Origin of the sequence: Cellulosilyticum sp. ST5 (genome assembly GCF_046529625.1) — a bacterium.
Classification (GTDB): Bacteria; Bacillota; Clostridia; order Lachnospirales; family Cellulosilyticaceae; genus Cellulosilyticum; species Cellulosilyticum lentocellum.
Genome location: NZ_CP132338.1, coordinates 4,225,255 through 4,243,482 on the forward strand (window position 1 = coordinate 4,225,255; position 18,228 = coordinate 4,243,482).

The following is an 18,228-nucleotide window of genomic DNA, read 5'->3' on the forward strand; positions in this document are numbered from 1 at the left end:
AATGGGGTAAAAATGATAAATCACATATTTATCCCACAAATCTCCCATACCTAAGCAGTAATTTTTATTTATGATAAGTCTATAGAATAGCTTATCTAGACATTTGTACAGCAGCAATTTATAAAAATATGACTATTAAAAGTAGGATAGGAGAAGGAATATGAATTTAGAAAAAGAAAATAAAAAAGAAAATCCTATGAACCAGAAAAAAGGTTTGCTAAAAGGAATAGGCATGATGGGGGCCTGTTGTTTGTTGCCTATTATTATCGTAGCCATAGTACCGCTTATAAGTAGTAGCCTTGGAGTAACAGGAACAAAGATAGCTTATACTCTGTCATCTCTTATATGCCCAATTATGATGATTGGAATGATGCTTGTAATGGCAAAAGGAAGTAGTTGTTGTTCAAAGGATAAAGAAAATAAGTCGGAAAAATAATGAGTGGTTGTGGATATGAAGATGCAAAGACAATACACAAAAGAGATTATTAAGATTGATGGAATGACTTGTGTAAGCTGTGAGAGGAGAATAGGCAGTAAATTAAAACAAACAAAAGGGGTCATTAGCGCTAAAGTAAGCTACACTCAGAATCACGCTGAATGTTTGTATGATGAGGAACTTATTTCCTTCGAAGACATAGCACAGGTTATTGAGAAACAAGGTTACAAGGTTATAAGGAAGGAAAATGCGGATGCAAAAATAGACCGCATAACTAAAATAATAGGAGTAATGATTATTATCTTTGCCCTTTATCATGTGCTGAAGTATTTTGGCTTTACAAATTTCTTTTATATTTTTCCAGAAGCCAAAGAAAACATGAGTTATGGCATGCTATTTATAATAGGATTACTGACTTCAGTTCATTGTATTGCCATGTGTGGTGGTATTAATTTATCACAGTGTATACAACCTGTTACTAAGACCGAATCTAAGAAGCATAGGTGGGCAGCACTAAGACCTAGTTTTTTATACAACTTAGGGCGAGTGATTTCTTATACAGTAATGGGTGGGATTGTTGGTGCATTAGGATCGGTTATAAGTTTTTCAGAAGGAGCAAAGGGAAGTATTCAGATTATTGCTGGCCTGTTTATGATGATTATGGGGCTGAATATGTTAAATGTTTTTCCAGGGCTTCGCAAACTAAATATAAGTATGCCAAAAGCTTTTTCTAGAAAATTATATAGCAAATTAGGGAGTAATAGTCCCTTATATGTAGGCTTAATAAATGGCCTAATGCCATGTGGTCCACTACAAGCTATGCAATTATACAGTCTTTCAACAGGAAGTATGTTTAAGGGCGCATTGGCTATGTTTTTATTCAGCTTGGGGACAGTACCTTTAATGTTTGGGATAGGGGCCTTGTCTTCATTACTTAGTAAGAGGTTTACACATAAGCTTATATCTATAGGGGCTGTTTTAGTTGTGATTTTAGGTGGAGGTATGCTCAGTAGCGGACTGAGTTTATCAGGAATAATGGTTCCTGGTAGTGTAAGTGCTAATAATAATAGTGTAGTACGTATAGAGAATGGTGTTCAAATAGTAGAAAGCAAATTAGCTTCAGGTGAATACCCTGTTATTGAAGTACAAGCAGGCATGCCTGTACAATGGGTGATAACAGCTGAAAAAGGCTCTATTAATGGGTGTAACAATAGAATCTTTATTCCAGAGTATGAGAAAGAAGTAAAATTCAAACTCGGAGAGAATGTAATAGAGTTTACCCCTACAGAAGAAGGGGAGTTTGTATATAGTTGTTGGATGGGAATGATTAGAAGTAGCATTAAAGTAATTAAGAAATAAATAATGAATAATAAAGAGTTAAGAATTAATGGAGAATGCAAATTAATAGTGAAGAATAATCAACAAATGGTGAATAGAGAGGAATTAAAGATGGGTAATCATAAGAATAAAAAGAGTAACAACTCTAAAAGTATGGTTTATGTGGTGATAGGAGCAGCGCTCGTAGCAGTAATAGCAGGGAGTTTATTTTTTAAAAAGGAAGGTAATAAAAATGAAGGTAAAGCAAAAGAAAATGTGGTAGTATTAGAAGGGAAAGACTTAGTTATACCTATTAATGAAATCACAAATGAGGCAAGCTATTATCCAGTAGAAGTAGATGGAGTGGGCCTAGAAGTACTAGCTATTAAAGCCACAGATGGAACCATTCGTACAGCCTTTAATACTTGTCAAATTTGTTATAGTTCAGGAAGAGGATACTATGAGCAAGATGGAGATGTCCTAGTTTGTCAAAACTGCAAGAACAGATTTTCTCCAGATGAAGTAGAGGTAACTAGAGGTGGATGTAATCCAGTTCCTATTTTTTCAGAGGATAAAACAGTAGATGATACTAACATTACTATTTCCAATGCATTCTTAAAAGAGGCAACAGGTATTTTCGAGAATTGGAAAGAAGCTTATTAAGAATAGAAGGACAAATTAAAAAACTATCTGCGCAAGTAGATGGTTTTTTATGCATAAGGGGATTTATGATAATGAAGCAAAAAATGAAGCTTAATCAGCAACTTGCAATAACATTGATGGTACTGATATTAGGAAGTATAATGGCCTTTGGTGTTATACTCCCTATAAGTATTAAATATTTTATAGACCACAAGAACTTTAATACACTTATCAGTGAGCAAAATGAGTATATTAAACTAGGAAAATACTATAATACTTCACAAGGTAAGAAAAATGGGGTATATCATCTTCAATTTGATAGCAATAATAATCTTGTTATAGATCAAACAGATGATGATCTCATTCATCACCAGTTAATGTATCCTGAGTTTTTTTCGGAGATAAAAGAGCAATGTAGAGAACAAAAAAAACAAGTGGAAATGCGTAAATTTATTGATGGTCAGGAAACTCTTTATTATCTTATTAATAATAAAGATTCAGGTGAAAAAGTTATTTCATACAGCATAGATACTGGTAATCAATATTTATCTCATCAATTATTTATGACGACATTAATTATCATTATAGTTGCTTTAACCATCATTTTAGTAAGCTTCTTTAAATGGAATAATAGATTTATTAATAATTTAAAGCAGATTCAACACGAGCTAGACCTTATAGGGGATGGTCAGCTAGAAGAAAGTATTCGTATTAATGAAAGCACTTTGGAGTTTCAAGAAGTTATGGATTCCTTAGAACATATGAGGAGAAAACTTTATAATAATGAGCAGACTAAGAAGAGGATGATTCATAATATATCTCATGATTTAAAAACACCTATTGCAGTCATTAAGAATTATTCAGAGGGTATCATAGATGGTGTTTATCCTTATGGTGATGTAGAGCAAACTGCTCATGTTATCTATAGCCAAGCAGAAAGACTAGAAAAGAGAGTACAAGGCTTATTGTATTTAAATAGATTAGAGTATATCAGAAGCCAAAATGAAAGCTATAGAGAATTTGCAATAGATGAGCTGCTTGAAGAAGTAATAAGCTATATGTTTGACCAAGATCAGCTCATCAATGTGCGATTGGATATAGTCCCTCAGAGGTTTATAGGTGATAAAGAAAAATGGCGTATTGTATTAGAAAATTTATTTGATAATGCTAAGAGATATGCAAAAAATGAGATTAGTATTAAGTTAACAGACCAGAAGTTATCAATCTTTAATGATGGAGATAATATAGAAGAAGATCTAGCAGAAAGTCTATTTGAGCCCTTTGAAATAGGGAAAGATGGAATGTCAGGTTTAGGACTTGCCATTGTAAAAAGAACAGTCAATATGTATGGGTATGATATTAGATATGAAAACGCCGAAACAAAGGGAGTAACTTTTATCATTTATAAGGATGGGAAAGCTAATGAGTAGTATTGTTGCATTAATTGAAGATGAAAAAAACTTAAGAGATATTATAAAAAGTTATCTGGAAAAAGAAAGCTACAAGGTACTAGCTTATGAGAGTGTGGAAGCAGTAGGGGATTTAAATGAAGAGGTTCATTTATGGATTTTAGATATCATGCTACCAGGTAAAAGTGGCTTTGAAATGATGGAGAGAATAAGGAAGGAAGACGCAAAGGTACCTATTATATTAATTTCAGCAAGAGACCAAGATTTTGATAAGATTATGGGATTAGAGAAAGGTGCTGATGATTACATTGCCAAGCCGTTTTCACCAAAAGAATTAGTCCTTAGAGTAAAGAAGCTATTGGATAGATGTTATCAAAAGGAAGAAAGCGTTACTTTAGCTGGCTATACTATCGAATTAAAGACCCGTAAAGTATATGATAAAGGGGAATTGGTTGACTTATCTAATAGAGAATATATGTTGCTTTTGTTTTTGTATAAGAATAAAGAGCATCCACTTACTAGAAATGAGATACTAGATCATGTGTGGGAAAGAGATTACTTTGGTAATGATAGAGTAGTAGATGATTTAATGCGTCGCATGAGAAAGAAAATGCCTAGACTTCAAGTTGAGACTATCTATGGGTATGGTTACCGTTTAGAAGTAGACTAATAGATCTCAAGCTTATGCCATATTTATGCTGGAGGGTTACTATCTATCTACTTTTGCTATTCGTAACCTTAATGAGTGAGATTAGTGATATAGGTTTGTGCGTAATAACAGACGCTGCTGATATAAGAAAGATAGTTTTAACGAATTATAATTATCGTAAAGCGGAATTTAAGAAACATATTAAGTCATTAGTTAATTGGGATGGGGTTTTGTTCATATCATTCTCAATCCAGCTTAGCAGCATATTGTTAAGGCCACCTAATGCAAATGCATTAGCATAAAATAGTGCATCTGAATGACAAATCTCAGTATCCGTTCGTTCAAGGTTTTTGCAAATGTCCGGAAATTCTGCTTGCAATTGAATAAAAATTCTAGGTAGTAGTTGGCTTTTTTTGAGGAGTTTTAGCAACTCCTTATTTTTGTGCCAAAATTCAAAATAGGCAGAGGACATATTTAGAAAACCAATAGGTTCAGAATATGGAAGCATGCTTAAAAATTCTTCTAGTAATGAAAGGAAATTTTCAGCTAAAATATCATCTTTGGAAGTAAAATGACGATAAAAGGTCTTTCTTGATAAGTCTGATTTTCTACATATTTGGCTAATGGTAATGGTGCTATAGTCATGAGATTGCATAAGTTCAAATAGTGCGTTAGTAATCCATACCTTTGATTGTAGGGCGATTTTACAATTGGTTTGATTCATAGGATCTCCTTAGGGGTTACAGAATATAAGTTATTATAGCACTTTAAGCAAAATGATTGATATGCACTTTTTAAAATTGTAATATATTATAAAAATTATATCAATGTTTAAAGTGTAATATAAAATAAGTATACAAGGAGGTAAATATGAAATTATTAGAAAAGCTAATTGATGAGGCAACTATTAGGAAGACACTTTTGGTGACAGGCTTATTTATAATTGTTTTTTATATTATTAATTATAGTAGCATAGGTGTGAAAGGTTTGCTTGAAATCACAAATGGAGCTAATATTTTAGATTTTGAGTATGGATATAATGTAGAACAGGCCTATAATATGCTGGCACAACTGGGGGAGGAAGGAAGAACATTTTATAAAAACAAGATATTACCTGCTGACTATATATTTCCTATTAGCTATATGTTGTTATATGTAGGGTGGATGAGCTTTTCATTAAAAAGATTTAAGGGCGTAAAAACTTATTTTAAAGGTCTACTACTTATACCAATTATTGCAATGACTGCAGATTGGATTGAAAATATATGTATAACCATAATGCTACAGTATTATCCGGCACCATTGGATGGCATCTGCAAAATTTCAAGTGTGAGTACAGTGATAAAATTTATAGCAATTAATTTAAGTATAGGTTGTACTGGGATTTTGGTTATGATTTCACTACTTGTATATTTAATTGCTAAAAGGCGTTAAGTGGAATTAAGTAGTTAAAGATAACTTAGCTATTGTCTATTAATAGGGTGTCAAATAACAGATTGCTTTGGTCTATAGATACCATCTGCATATTAGTCAACATCTACACCAATGCTTTATACATTCTCATTTAGAGAGGACTGTAGCAATACAGCTCTTTTAATATATTAATATTTTGTTTTTTATAGTACAATAGTTGGAAGGTTTAGTAAGACTTAAATAGCTACAATTATATACGCTAGATTTAAAATGACTTTAATCAAAGGGGAGAATATGATGACTAAAAAAGCAAAATTATTTATTCCTTGCTACTACTCGTTTTTAGCTAACGGTATGATGGCCTTAGTAATAGGTGCTGTTATGCCTTATCTCATAGAAGAAGCAGGGATCAATTATAGTGTGGCAGGAGGTTTACTATCTACTTTTGCTATAGGAAACTTTTTGGCGAGCTTTGTGAATCCACCAGTAGTAAAACTATTAGGGAGAAAAATAACAAGTGTGATATTATCAGCACTTATTCCTATTAGTTTATTAATGATTACTTTATTACCACCTGTTCCTGTACTTTATATAGCCTGTATCTTATTAGGAATTGGAAGGGGAACTGTAAGTATTACCAACAACATGGTTGTAAATGATTATGATGGTACACCAGCAGCACTTAATTTATTACATACTGTATTTGCCATTGGGGCTTTCTTAGCACCATTCTTAACTGGAGTATTTATTAATAATGGTTTTAACTGGCGCTTTATTATTTATACGATTATTGTTTTAAGTGCCATTTCAAGTATAGGCTATGGCTGGATGCCACTTGATGAAGATAAAAAAGATAAAGCAGAGAAGAAAGAAAAAGTGAAGAATCTAACTGCCAAAACAGAAGCTCATGATTCAAAAGCTTTCTTAAAAAACATAGATTTCTATATTATCGGTTTCCTTTTATTCTTTTATCTAGGAGCAGAGAACTGTGTTAATGGCTGGTTTGTAACCTATTTTAAAAGCACAGGTATTATGAGTGATACGTATGCTACTAATCTGGTGTCTATTACATGGCTAGTCATTATGTTAGGCCGTTTAGTCACAGCTTATCTTTCAAGTAAAGTAAATAAGCAGAAGTTAATCTTAATTAACTGTATAGGCACAACTATTTTCTTCTTATTACTGATTTCTACCACTAACCTTGCCCTTATTACTCTAGCAGTAGCAGGCATGGGATTCTTCTTTGCTGGTATTTATCCAACTTGTATATCTAATGGTGGTATGTATATCAAAGGCTCTACTACAGGAATGTCAGTACTGTTAGCAATTGCAGCCTTAGGCGGTATTATAGCACCACAGGTCATAGGTATTGTTGCAGACCAAATAGGTATGGTAGGAGCTGTTACCATTTTGACTATTAACGTAGTGTGTATGGTGATTCTGGCGATTATTAATTATATGAGAAATAAGAAGTAGTAAGTCTAGTTTAACCAAGCATTAGTGAACAAAAAGAGATATTTAAGTGACTTGGTATAGAATATAAGGGTATATTAAAGCTCTTGATAGAGGCATTAAATGATGTCTGTATCAAGAGCTTATTTTATGCTGTGGGTATCTTTGACAGGTGTTTGTTGTGTATATAATAATATGATAATTATTGATTAAATGTTTTGAAAATAAATAATTTACAAAAATAATTAATGTGTGATAATCTGTTAGAGATGATAAATGTATAAGCTTTAGTCATGATAAAGTATTAAAATGTGGAATAGGCTAAAAGCAAAACAACCCAACTTTAATGAAAAGAGGTGGTTTGATGAATAATAGTATTTTAAAAGCAGAGAAATTAAGCAAGGTATATAGGGATATTCCAGTTGTAGATCAAATTGATTTAGAGATATCGGCAGGAAGGCTTTATGGGCTAATAGGAAAAAATGGTGCAGGTAAGACTACCTTTATTCGTATGGTTGCAGGTCTTACTAGGCCCACATCAGGTAAATTAGCATTGTATGGAGAGGAAGACCCTGATAAGTGGTATCTACAACGTAAGAAGATGAGCTTTATAGTTGAAACACCTTATATACAGCCACAATTCAGTGCTTATGATAATCTTAAACTACAATGTTTACAAAAAGGCATAAAGGATGAAAAAAGAATATACGATGTTTTGGAGATAGTTGACTTAAAGGATACCAAAAAGAAAAAAGCAGGAGAATTTTCTTTGGGGATGAAGCAAAGGTTAGGCATTGCTATTTCCATGCTGTCAACGCCAGAATTTCTACTATTAGATGAACCACTCAATGGATTAGATCCTGAAGGCATGTTAGATATGAGAAAGCTATTACTGCAGTTAAAGGAAACCTTCAATACAACCATTTTAATATCAAGTCATTTATTAAGTGAGCTACATCAAATCGCTACAGATTATATTATTATGGATAAGGGAAAGATTGTGGAGCAGATTGATTGTGAGGTATTAGATGCAAGATGTAGTGACTACCTACTTGTTGGTGTAAGTGATAAAGTAGAGGCATTAAAGACATTAAAGCAAGTATTGCATATTGAACATTGTGAGGTAGAAGATAAAGATTATATACGCGTTTATGATAAGAACATCGATGTTGAGGAAATAGCTGCTACTCTAGTCTCCAAACAATTGAGATTACATCACTTAGCATATAATAAGAATAGTCTTGAACAATATTTTATAAGTAAGATAGGAGGAAAACTAGATGCGTGATATTATGGCAGCATCCTTTTATCGTTTTAAGAAAAGTAGGGATTTATTTTATGCAATACTAGTTGCAATTCTTATAGGTACATCCTTGGGATTTAGTACATATGTGCAGAATGAAGAAATTAGGTTATCTGTTATAGGAAGTATTGATACTTGGATGTTTATGAGTTTTTTGATTATCATGATTTTTATCACAGCCTATTTAGCGGGGGATTTTAGAAATAAAACGATTTACTATGAGATAATGAGTGGGCATAGTAGTAGCGAAATAGTTATCGGTAGGATGATCCCAATAGTTATTTTTTCAATCATTATACTATCTGTAGAATTAATAGGTACTTATAGTTTCGGTATAATATGGGGGGGATGGGGAACTGTAATAGGCTCGTTTAGAGAGGGAGTAATACGTTGGTTTTTATTAATGTGTAATGCCTTACCTTTTATAGTTTTATGTATGTTTAGTATCTATTTAACAAAAACAGTAGTAGGAGGTTTAGTGCTTGATTGGCTTATGTGGATTATTATACAGATTCCTTTGTTTCTAGTAACAGTTGTCCAGTGGAATATCAGTAACTTCTCATTAGTGATTAATATGCGAAGGATTATGGAAACACCTTTAGATTATTTGTTTTGCTTGAGCATCATAGGAATAAGTATGATTAAGGTTTTATTTATTGTTGTTATAAGCATTTGGGTATTAAAAAGAAGTGATTTGAAATGAGAGATTTATTCTAAATGAGAGAATTGTGACTTATTAGATTTGATTTCTTAGGAAAGAAGTTTATGAGCCTTGCCTTTCTTTATCATTTATGATATGGTTAATAAAACTAATAAATAAAAAAGAACCGTCTATAAGAAGGGCTTTTGGTATTGCACCGTATGGTGTTGTATGAAAAGTCCTTCTTTTTTACAATAGGAGATGGGAATAGCAATGCGGGCTCTTAGTAGTCGTACAAAAGAATTGAATAATAAAAGAACCGTCTATAAGAAGGGCTTTTAAATATTTTTACTGTAAGGTAATGGTATGAAAAAAGTACCTTCTATTTTTATATACAGAAATAGCCACATCTGAAAATGTTAACACTAACTATAAGTAAAAGAGAATTGTGATGAGGCATATCTGTATTTAATTAATGAGAATGTAAGTTTTTACATTAATATATAATTAGGAGGAATAAAAAATGGATATTATTACAGTAGAGAAGAGAAGTGTGTTAAAAAAGGCCAAGCAACTGAGGCGAAATGGTATTATACCTAGTGTTATTTATGGTGGTTCCTTGCCGGAATCACTTTTGGTTCAAATTGATAAGAATGCTGCTAAAAAATTACTCCGGTGTAAGCGTGAAGGTAGCAAGATGGAAATTGAGCTTGACAGTAAGCTCATTCCAGTACAAATTAAAGATATCGATAGCAATATTGTAAACAATGAAATCCTTCATATTAGTTTTCAGGCATTAGAAGCTGATAAAAGGGTCAATAGCAAGGCTCAGATTATCTTAGAAAATACAGATAAGGTAGTGGGTGTTTTGGAACAGCTGTTATTTGAAGTGCCTTATTCGGCTTTACCTTCCGATATGATTGATACAGTAGTTGTTGATTTGGAAGGATTAGCGGTAGGAAAGGTTCTAACACTAGAAGATATTCCTGTCTTTAAAAACGAAAACATCGATTTACAAGTAAGTGCAGATAGCATGATCTTGAAAATTACTGATAGAAAATCCTCATAACCACAGGTTGCTGTAATGAGCTTACTTTGTAGGATTACTCTAATAAGTCAGCTGTCATTTTTTCAGTTAGTTTTTTATAAACGCATAATTTATTATTACGGTCACAGGTTGCTAAAAAGACTTCAGAAATATCAGAGATATCGTGTATACGAAGCTGTTTGGTAAGCCATTTTTCATTATTACCTATATGCTTTAAGTTCTGTAACATTATTTTGCCATCAATAATAACGTTAGCTACTAAGTAATTTTGAGAGGGAGAAATGTTTAAGTCTTCTCCTGTAATGGGACGCTTATTGGAGACTGGAAGAAAGCTGATTTTGCCGTTAGGTTCCAGGAGAGCTGTTTGAATATCAGTAAGGTCGAAGTAGCCATTCACACGGCATTGTACAAGGAATTCACCTAAATCCATTTTGGCTTTTGCAAAAGTTTTATAATAGAGTTGTCCATTATCATATAAAATACTAGGTTTACCTGTTGCAAGGCGACGAATTTTAATTGATTTATTAGTGAGAAGGGATAATAAGATATTAAATAAAGCAAAAACAATCATAGCAGTAAAGGGCTTTAGAAGATCTGTAAACTCACAGGTAGCCATCTCAGCTGCAATCGAACCAATAGTAATACTATTGATATAGTCAAACATACTTAGTTGTGACATTTCACGATTTCCCATTAACTTGCTTAAAGTAAATAAAGCTACAGCTGAACCTAACGCAGTTATAATAGCTTGAATAACTTCCATTATATACACTCCTATTTCATAAAACGATTTAGAAATAGTATGCCTAAATTAAAAAAGGATATAACTACAAAATATATTAATTTTTAGCCCTTGGCTATAGCTTTGACTTTATAAAGAAGTCATGATAGAGTGGAGGCAAAAATACTATAGAAAGTACTATAAGACAAGAAATTAAGGACAGCTTTGAAAAAAAGAAGTATTAAAATCTCAATAATGAAGATTTTAATACTTCTTTTGTATGTTTAGTGAAGTTGCTAGCTATTTAGATGCCTGACTTTCCTCATAAAAAGTACTACTTAGTAGTACGATATCAATTCGTCTATTTTTAGCGCGTCCTTCAGGCGTATCATTGGAAGCAATAGGTCTATATTCACCGTAAGAAATAGCTGAAAGTTTAGAAGCTGGGAGCTTACCTTCATCAATAAAAAGATGAACGACGTTAATAGCTCTTATGGATGCCAGTTCCCAGTTAGAACTAAACTGAGAGGTATGAATAGGAAGATTATCCGTATGTCCTTCAACCACTACATCATTAGTGAAGGTTTTAAGTATATCACAAATTTCTAGTAGATTCTTCTTATAAGCAGATTGTATATCTGCTTTACCACTATCAAATAAAATATTATCATCAAAGCTAAGGGTGAGGCCCTGAGGTTCAACATGAAGACTGACTTGTTCGGTTAAATCATGAGTTTCTAAGTAGTCCTTTAGCTTAGTTTGAATTTCCTGAGAAGCACTTATGGTTTGGTGAAAAGGAATGGAGGAGTCTATACCAGCAGCATTGGCATTTGACATGCCCGCACCCCCTTGTAAAATACCAAGTGAGTTGTTAAGAGAACCAGCAAGTTCCTCGTACTTTTTACTATCTACATTACTCATGCTATACATAACAACGAAGAAAATCATAAGCAGTGTAATAAGGTCAGAATAGGTGAGAAGCCAACGCTCACTATTTTCTTTTTTAGGTTTTTTCTTAGCCATTAGTCATCACCTAGCTTTAACTCTTTTAATACCTTTTCACGTTCTTCTTGTGTTAGGAAAGCAGACATATCATCTATAACAAGTTTTGGATGCTTTCCTTGTTGCAGGGCAACAAGTGCATTAATAACCATTTGATTACTTAGAGACTCTTTTTCACTAATATTTTTCAAACGTGTAGCAATAGGGAGCCATAGTAAGTTAGCTGTACCAACACCATATAAAGTAGCAATGAAGGCAACAGCAATTTTAGGCCCTAAGGTACTTGGAACACTTAGGTTTCCTAAAACGTGAACGAGTCCCATAACTGTTCCGATGATACCCATAGTTGGAGAGTAACCGCCAGCAGACTCAAATATAGCAAAGCCAGCTTCATGTCTAGCATCTATATTTTCAGCATCTGTTACTAGAGATTTATATATATGATTAGTATCTACACCATCTACAATTAAGCGAAGTCCTTTGGTAATAAGAGGGTGCTTAATACCGTTTCTGCCAGCTGCATCTTCAAGGGCAAGTATACCTTCGGCTCTAGCAATAGTAGTGAGTTCATAAAATTGTTTGGTGATTTTATAATTATCAATAGGCTTATAATTAAATAAAACACCGATGATTCTAGGAAGTCTTTTAATCTCTTCCATAGGGAAAGATAAACCTACTGCGCCGATGGTGCCGCCGAAAACAATGATTGCAGCTGTTCCAATAAACAAGGCTAATAGATGTCCACCCTCTAAAATAAAACCAAGAAATAACGCGCCAAAACTAAAGACTAAAAATACAATAATAGAGAGATCCATAGGCATACTCCTTTATTTACAATAAATTACAATGATTAATTATGTATCTAATTATATTTCTTCTAAAAAAAATATCAATAAAATAAGAATACTCTAGGAAATGTTTAACGTAATCTTTATGTAAAAAAATCCCAAGGACTTTAGTGTGTAAAGTTCTTGGGATTTTAAATGGGTGAGATTTATTTAATATAGGTATTGCTTACTAGAATATCTTGAATCGTATCAGTTGGGATTTCAAATTCTTGAATACCCATAGAGCCAGGTCCTACAATATATTTATCAAAGGAGATAACAAGTTTACCTTGATCTGTAATATAGAATGGTTGGGCAGCTAAAATGCGATCAAAGCCATCAATAGCATCAGGTTCACCGGCAATCCAGTACATTAAGTTTGAATCAGCAGCTCTTTTGGTTCTCATTTGCTCTTTAATATTTTCACTGATGATTTCTATATAACTATCATCTTTAAATAAACTTGGAAGTGTAATAATTATCTCGTTTTGCTTATCAATAGTATCATAGGTCATAGTTGTGGAAGAAGAACCAACAGTATTCACGACGTAGCGAGCGATAGATAGAATTTGATCATTATTAGTTTTAATTTCAAAACCAGAATCTACGCCTAAGTGGCCACCTTCTTCAAAAGATTTCATGTCAGCAACGTCTTTTTCAAATTGTTCATAGAGTTTTTTGTTTTCTTCTAGGTATTTTTGATTTAAAGTAGCTTCTAGTTTTTCATTAGTTAAGCCTTCTAATACAGGTGTATCTATAGTAGCTTCATAGGTATCTTCATGATAATCAAATTGTCTAAAACTAACAACTTTAACTAAAGTATTAAGAACTGGAATATCACTTAAAGACTTAGCAAAAGTAGGACTTAAGTTAGCAGCTCCTACAAAACCAACAATGATTGCAGCTGCAGTGGCAGCGCTATTTCTAATCCATTTTTTCATAATAATCATCCTTTTTGTTTTTTTACCTTTTTCAATAGCGACATTTACTAGGCTATCTAGTTCTTTAGGAATTTCAATAGTATTCATGTGTTCTAAAAGTTGATTGGTTAGTTGTTCATTATGTGTTTCGTCTGCTTTATACTTGTTCATGGGCTTCACCTCGATAATCATTTTCTAATAAAGGTTTTAATTTTTTTAATGCACGATATAAGGTGGACTTAACAGTGCTAAGATTTTGATCCATAATATGGGCTATTTCTTTAAGTTCTAGGCTATTGTAATACCTTAAAAGAACAATGGTTTTTTCATTATAGGATAAGTGGTCTAGAGCTTCTTCTAGTTCAAAAGGTTTGTAATGGTCGTAGGTGGGTTCACCATAACTTTCTAAAGCTTCATCCTGGGTGTCTATGTAACGGTTTTTCTTTTGTAAATATGTTTTACAGGTATTAATGATAATCTTACAGAACCAAGTATTAAGGTAGTTCACATCCTTTAAGGTATGCTGATATCGAAGAGCTTTGACAATGGCATCTTGAACGATATCAAGAGCATCTTCCTTATTTTTCACATAGCTATAGGCTATGCGATAGTATTTTTCTTTATTTTCAATGAGATAGTTAATGATTTTATTTTCCATATGCTTACCTTCTATGATCATAGTAGTTTCTAATGGGTTATTACATCTATTAGACTAGTTAAGGCTAGTAGAAGTTTCAAGTGAGTAAAATATTCTTTTATTGAAGTTAAGTAAATTGAAATTTGTCTTGGCGTTTATGAGAAGTACGTCTGAGAGAAAATGAGTGGGTATGGGTGCCTTCCGTTGTTCCGGTTCACATTTTTTGAAGCACTAAGTTCACTTATTTAGATGAACGGCAGAACTCACTTCGTTCAAACAGCTGCCTAAAACCCATCTAAAATGTTCACTAAGTGCTTCTAAAAAATGCTCCCAAGTCACTACTCCAGGCACCCATACCCACTCATTTTCACAAACGTTGTTGACCTCATAAACATCCAAGACAGTGAAGCAGCGTGGAAAGAAGGCATAACGACAGTTAAAAAATACTCGAAGCCGGGGGCAGACGCCCAGAGCAATAACGTATCAAGCTTCCCATAAGCCTGTTTTGCCAAGAAGTAGCTCTGTAAGGACGCTAGGGAGCCTTACAAGCATTATTGACCTTATAAACGTTCAAGCCCTTAAGTGAGAAGTGCTGAAAAGAGATAATAACAAGTTTTATTTTCTCTTAAAAACACTTAATGGAGGTGGCTTTATGCGTTATTGTTGGTAGAACTGAGAGAGGGTGGCTGTCCTAGCGGGGTGACTTCGGAGTATTTTCAGTAGGCACTTAGCGAACGTTTTGGATGGTACTTAGCCCACGTGTTCGAGGGAACCGAGTTTGTGGGCGTTCATCCAAAAAAGTGAGCTTAGTGCCTACTGAAAATGCGGAGCCAAGCCACGCAGGATAGTCACCCTCTCTCAGTTTCGCCCAAATAGCCTAGTAAATTCCCCGACAAATTTCAATTTGGAGAGTAATTCTAAAGTTAAAATCTGAATATTGACTATCGTGAAAAAATAATATACTATGTTAGTAACAAAAAGATAATAACAGAATACAACTAACAGTAGATTTATGAGATGACAATGGAAAAGAATACCCATAAGTATAAATGGATAAGCGTACTTATAGATAGCACGGGTTGAGAGAAGGAGAAGGATAGCATGGAAGAGATTAATCATAAGAAAGTCAGTGAAGCTGAATATTTGTCCACATATTCTAGTAGTGAGTTTGAAAGGCCTTCAGTAGCTACAGATATGGTGATTTTTACTGTGGCCGAATCAGAGAAAGAGAATTATCGTAAGCTGCCAGAGAAGGAGCTCCAGCTTCTATTAATCAAAAGAGGAAAGCATCCTTTTTTAGGTCAGTGGGCACTGCCAGGTGGATTTGTAAGGCCTACAGAAACAACGGAGCAAGCTGCTCAAAGAGAGCTTTGTGAAGAAACTGGGGTGCAAGAAGTATACCTAGAGCAGTTGTATACCTTTAGTGAGCTAGGGAGAGATCCAAGAACTTGGGTAATGAGCTGTGCTTATATGGCACTAGTTGATCAAAGTCTTGTTAAACTAAAAGCAGGAGATGATGCTGATGAGGCAAAATGGTTTAAGCTTATTTATAAGAAAATAGAAGAAACAGAAGAAACAAAAGAGGGGGGGCTTATTAAATATGAAAGGTATCAGCTTAGTCTAGAAGCTAGAGAAGAACAAAACCATAGGGTAGATAGGAAGGAAAAGAAAGAAAAAATTCAGTTACAAGCAGAGATAGAAAAGAAAATAGTAATAAATGATAATGGGAGAACGAGTGAATTATTCATTACAAAGAATTCCGGTATAGTCTTTGACCATGCCAAAATCATTGCTTATGCTGTAGAACGCCTAAGGGGAAAAATAGAATACACAGATATAGCCTTGCATCTGATGCCAAGACAATTTACTTTAACAGCGCTTCAACAAGTCTATGAAGTGATTCTAGATAAACCTTTATTAAAGGCTGCTTTTAGAAGAAAGATAGTGGATTTAGTAAAAGAAACAGAGAACTATACAGATAAAGTAGGACATAGGCCATCTAGATTATATGAAAAAAATTGGATGGATTAGATAGTTACATTGTATGAGTAGAGTAAGGTTTATTAATAGATTAGGAAAACCAAAATAAGGAGAACAATAAAAGAAATGGGGAGAGAAAAATGAAACAAATAGGAAAATGGAATGCTTATGAATTACTTTGGTTAGGCCTATTTTGCGCTGTGGCTATAGGAATTACGATTGCTACAAAGGATAGTTTCTTTGGCTTTACTGTGTTTTTAACGGGGGTGTTGTGTGTCGTATTAACGGCTAAAGGAAATATTACAAGCTATATTTTTGGTATGTATAATACCTTTGGTTATGCGTGGCTTGCTTATCAAAATGGTTTATTTGGAGAAGTAGCATTAAATCTGCTATTCTTTGTACCTATGAATATAGTGGGATTTATTATGTGGAAAAAGCACTTAGATGAAGGCGTTGTAGAAATGAAACGTATGAATTTAAAGGGGGTTTTTATAACAGGAGTTATATGTGTGATAGGCATTATTGCATTAGGTTATGGTCTGTCGCTCATACAAGGTCAAAACTCACCTTTTATAGATGCGACGACAAATCTCCTATCTATTGTAGCAACTATATTAATGGTAAAGAGATACCGTGAGCAATGGATGGTTTATATCGTTCTTAATATTTTTACTATCATTATGTGGGGCATTAGAACAGTAGCAGGAAGTCCGGATGGTATTATTATGGTTGTTATGTGGAGTGCTTATTTAATCAATTCATTTTATGGTCTATATACTTGGAGTAAGGGGGCAAGTAAACAAAGTGAGGAGGTGGCGGCATGAGCAAGGTAGGACTTACACTCGGGAAGTATGCACCTTTTCATAAAGGTCATCAATATGTTATCGAAACAGCCCTTGAGGAAAATGATGAAGTTATTGTAGTGATTTATGATACGGACGTGATACCAATACCTCTTTATGTAAGAGCTAATTGGATAAGAACCTTGTATCCTCAGGTAACAGTCATAGAAGCTTGGGATGGACCGGTAGGGTATTCTCATGAAAGAGAGTATGAGATGAGAGAAGAGCAATATATTTTAGGATTACTGAATGGTAAGAAAGTAGATGCCTTTTATTGCAGCGAATACTATGGAGAACATATGGCTAAGGCCTTAGGCGCCATAGATAGAAGAATAGATGAAGCGAGAGAAGTAGTACCTATATCTGCAACTATGATTCGCTCCAATCCTTATCAGTATAAAGAATTCCTAAGCGATGTTGTTTATAGAGACCTTATTATTAAAGTTGTTTTCGTAGGTGCCATGTCTACTGGTAAATCTACTATAACAGAAGCTTTAGCGAAAAAGTATCATACGACTTTTGCTAGTGAGTATGGTAGGGATTATTGGAGTGAACATCAAGTAGATCGCAGGATAAGCTTTGAGGCCTTTGATGAAATTGCCGTAGGACATATTGAAAGGGAAGAAAAGGCATTTTTAGAAGCTGATAAATATTGTTTTGTTGATACTAATGCTATTACCACTTATATGTTTGCGCTAGATTATCATGGTAAAGCACCAGATTTACTTACCAGATTAGCATTAGAGAATAGTAGTCGGTATGATTTATTCTTCTTATGCGAAGATGACATTCCTTATGATGATACTTGGGATAGAAGTGGTGATCAAAAGAGACATGTATTTCATAAGCAGATTATTGCTGACTTAAAACAAAGAAGAATTCCTTATATTACTTTAGAAGGAAGCCTAGAAGAAAGAATTAAAAAGGTAGAGAGGGTATTAGAAAGCTTTGAGCCTTATAATAACTTCTTTGGAAAGGAGCTTTAAT

19 protein-coding genes are annotated in these 18,228 nt (G+C 33.7%); 13 read left to right on the forward strand and 6 right to left on the reverse strand.

Annotated features, from left to right (window positions below):
* The first annotated feature begins 160 nt into the window (after positions 1 to 160).
* The 5 genes from QTL86_RS20420 to QTL86_RS20440 all read left to right on the forward strand — a co-directional run bounded on the left by QTL86_RS20420 (position 161) and on the right by QTL86_RS20440 (position 4,474).
* Positions 161 to 436 (forward strand): hypothetical protein, encoded by a 276-nt coding sequence (locus tag QTL86_RS20420; RefSeq protein ID WP_127064761.1) that lies wholly within the window; start codon positions 161 to 163, stop codon positions 434 to 436.
* 15 nt (positions 437 to 451) lie between these two features.
* Positions 452 to 1,795 (forward strand): sulfite exporter TauE/SafE family protein, encoded by a 1,344-nt coding sequence (locus tag QTL86_RS20425; RefSeq protein WP_243118626.1) that lies wholly within the window; start codon positions 452 to 454, stop codon positions 1,793 to 1,795.
* A 3-nt stretch (positions 1,796 to 1,798) separates the two neighbouring features.
* Positions 1,799 to 2,416: a DUF2318 domain-containing protein gene (locus tag QTL86_RS20430; RefSeq protein ID WP_127064760.1), complete on the forward strand. Its 618-nt coding sequence runs from the start codon at positions 1,799 to 1,801 to the stop codon at positions 2,414 to 2,416.
* Positions 2,417 to 2,487: 71 nt separating this feature from the next.
* The gene (locus tag QTL86_RS20435; RefSeq protein ID WP_190283445.1) at positions 2,488 to 3,825 is read left to right on the forward strand and encodes a sensor histidine kinase; all 1,338 of its coding nucleotides are present in this window, start codon (positions 2,488 to 2,490) and stop codon (positions 3,823 to 3,825) included.
* Positions 3,818 to 4,474, forward strand: coding sequence for a response regulator transcription factor (locus QTL86_RS20440; protein WP_410495915.1), 657 nt, complete (start codon positions 3,818 to 3,820; stop codon positions 4,472 to 4,474). Before QTL86_RS20435 ends, QTL86_RS20440 begins: the two co-directional genes overlap by 8 nt.
* Positions 4,475 to 4,625: 151 nt before the next feature.
* On the opposite strand, the gene QTL86_RS20445 is transcribed toward QTL86_RS20440, so the two are convergent.
* Positions 4,626 to 5,177, reverse strand: a complete 552-nt coding sequence (locus tag QTL86_RS20445) for a TetR/AcrR family transcriptional regulator (protein WP_410495916.1) — start codon at positions 5,175 to 5,177, stop codon at positions 4,626 to 4,628.
* Positions 5,178 to 5,323: 146 nt separating this feature from the next.
* Here QTL86_RS20445 and QTL86_RS20450 point away from each other — a divergent pair, with 146 nt between their 5' ends.
* The 5 genes from QTL86_RS20450 to QTL86_RS20470 all read left to right on the forward strand — a co-directional run bounded on the left by QTL86_RS20450 (position 5,324) and on the right by QTL86_RS20470 (position 10,330).
* On the forward strand, positions 5,324 to 5,887 hold the full coding sequence (locus QTL86_RS20450) for a hypothetical protein (protein WP_410495917.1): 564 nt from the start codon (positions 5,324 to 5,326) through the stop codon (positions 5,885 to 5,887).
* A 276-nt stretch (positions 5,888 to 6,163) separates the two neighbouring features.
* Complete coding sequence (locus QTL86_RS20455; protein ID WP_127064757.1) at positions 6,164 to 7,342, forward strand: MFS transporter; 1,179 nt, start codon at positions 6,164 to 6,166, stop codon at positions 7,340 to 7,342.
* Positions 7,343 to 7,682: 340 nt separating this feature from the next.
* The gene (locus QTL86_RS20460) at positions 7,683 to 8,606 is read left to right on the forward strand and encodes an ATP-binding cassette domain-containing protein (RefSeq protein ID WP_190283444.1); all 924 of its coding nucleotides are present in this window, start codon (positions 7,683 to 7,685) and stop codon (positions 8,604 to 8,606) included.
* A complete protein-coding gene (locus QTL86_RS20465; RefSeq protein WP_127064755.1) occupies positions 8,599 to 9,324 on the forward strand; it encodes a hypothetical protein in 726 nt (241 codons plus the stop codon). Before QTL86_RS20460 ends, QTL86_RS20465 begins: the two co-directional genes overlap by 8 nt.
* Positions 9,325 to 9,784: 460 nt before the next feature.
* A complete protein-coding gene (locus tag QTL86_RS20470; protein WP_410495918.1) occupies positions 9,785 to 10,330 on the forward strand; it encodes a 50S ribosomal protein L25 in 546 nt (181 codons plus the stop codon).
* Positions 10,331 to 10,364: 34 nt separating this feature from the next.
* On the opposite strand, the gene QTL86_RS20475 is transcribed toward QTL86_RS20470, so the two are convergent.
* The 5 genes from QTL86_RS20475 to QTL86_RS20495 form a co-directional block, all read right to left on the reverse strand.
* On the reverse strand, positions 10,365 to 11,072 hold the full coding sequence (locus tag QTL86_RS20475; protein WP_410495919.1) for a YetF domain-containing protein: 708 nt from the start codon (positions 11,070 to 11,072) through the stop codon (positions 10,365 to 10,367).
* A 258-nt stretch (positions 11,073 to 11,330) separates the two neighbouring features.
* The gene (locus QTL86_RS20480; RefSeq protein ID WP_127064752.1) at positions 11,331 to 12,053 is read right to left on the reverse strand and encodes a flagellar motor protein MotB; all 723 of its coding nucleotides are present in this window, start codon (positions 12,051 to 12,053) and stop codon (positions 11,331 to 11,333) included.
* A complete protein-coding gene (locus tag QTL86_RS20485) occupies positions 12,053 to 12,847 on the reverse strand; it encodes a motility protein A (RefSeq protein WP_410495921.1) in 795 nt (264 codons plus the stop codon). Before QTL86_RS20485 ends, QTL86_RS20480 begins: the two co-directional genes overlap by 1 nt.
* 179 nt (positions 12,848 to 13,026) lie before the next feature.
* Positions 13,027 to 13,950 carry a DUF3298 domain-containing protein gene (locus tag QTL86_RS20490; protein WP_410495922.1) on the reverse strand — a complete coding sequence of 308 codons (924 nt, stop codon included), beginning with the start codon at positions 13,948 to 13,950 and terminating at the stop codon, positions 13,027 to 13,029.
* Positions 13,937 to 14,437: a sigma-70 family RNA polymerase sigma factor gene (locus QTL86_RS20495; RefSeq protein WP_410495923.1), complete on the reverse strand. Its 501-nt coding sequence runs from the start codon at positions 14,435 to 14,437 to the stop codon at positions 13,937 to 13,939. Before QTL86_RS20495 ends, QTL86_RS20490 begins: the two co-directional genes overlap by 14 nt.
* A gap of 1,080 nt (positions 14,438 to 15,517) precedes the next feature.
* Between QTL86_RS20495 and QTL86_RS20500 the strand changes: the two genes are divergently transcribed.
* From QTL86_RS20500 to QTL86_RS20510, 3 genes are all read left to right on the forward strand, one after another.
* Entirely contained in the window at positions 15,518 to 16,447 is a 930-nt protein-coding gene (locus QTL86_RS20500; protein ID WP_410495924.1) for an NUDIX hydrolase, read from the forward strand.
* Positions 16,448 to 16,536: 89 nt separating this feature from the next.
* Positions 16,537 to 17,223, forward strand: coding sequence for a nicotinamide riboside transporter PnuC (gene pnuC, locus QTL86_RS20505; protein ID WP_410495925.1), 687 nt, complete (start codon positions 16,537 to 16,539; stop codon positions 17,221 to 17,223).
* On the forward strand, positions 17,220 to 18,227 hold the full coding sequence (locus QTL86_RS20510) for an AAA family ATPase (RefSeq protein WP_127064746.1): 1,008 nt from the start codon (positions 17,220 to 17,222) through the stop codon (positions 18,225 to 18,227). The genes pnuC and QTL86_RS20510 overlap by 4 nt, the downstream gene beginning before the upstream one ends.
* Position 18,228 lies beyond the last annotated feature (1 nt).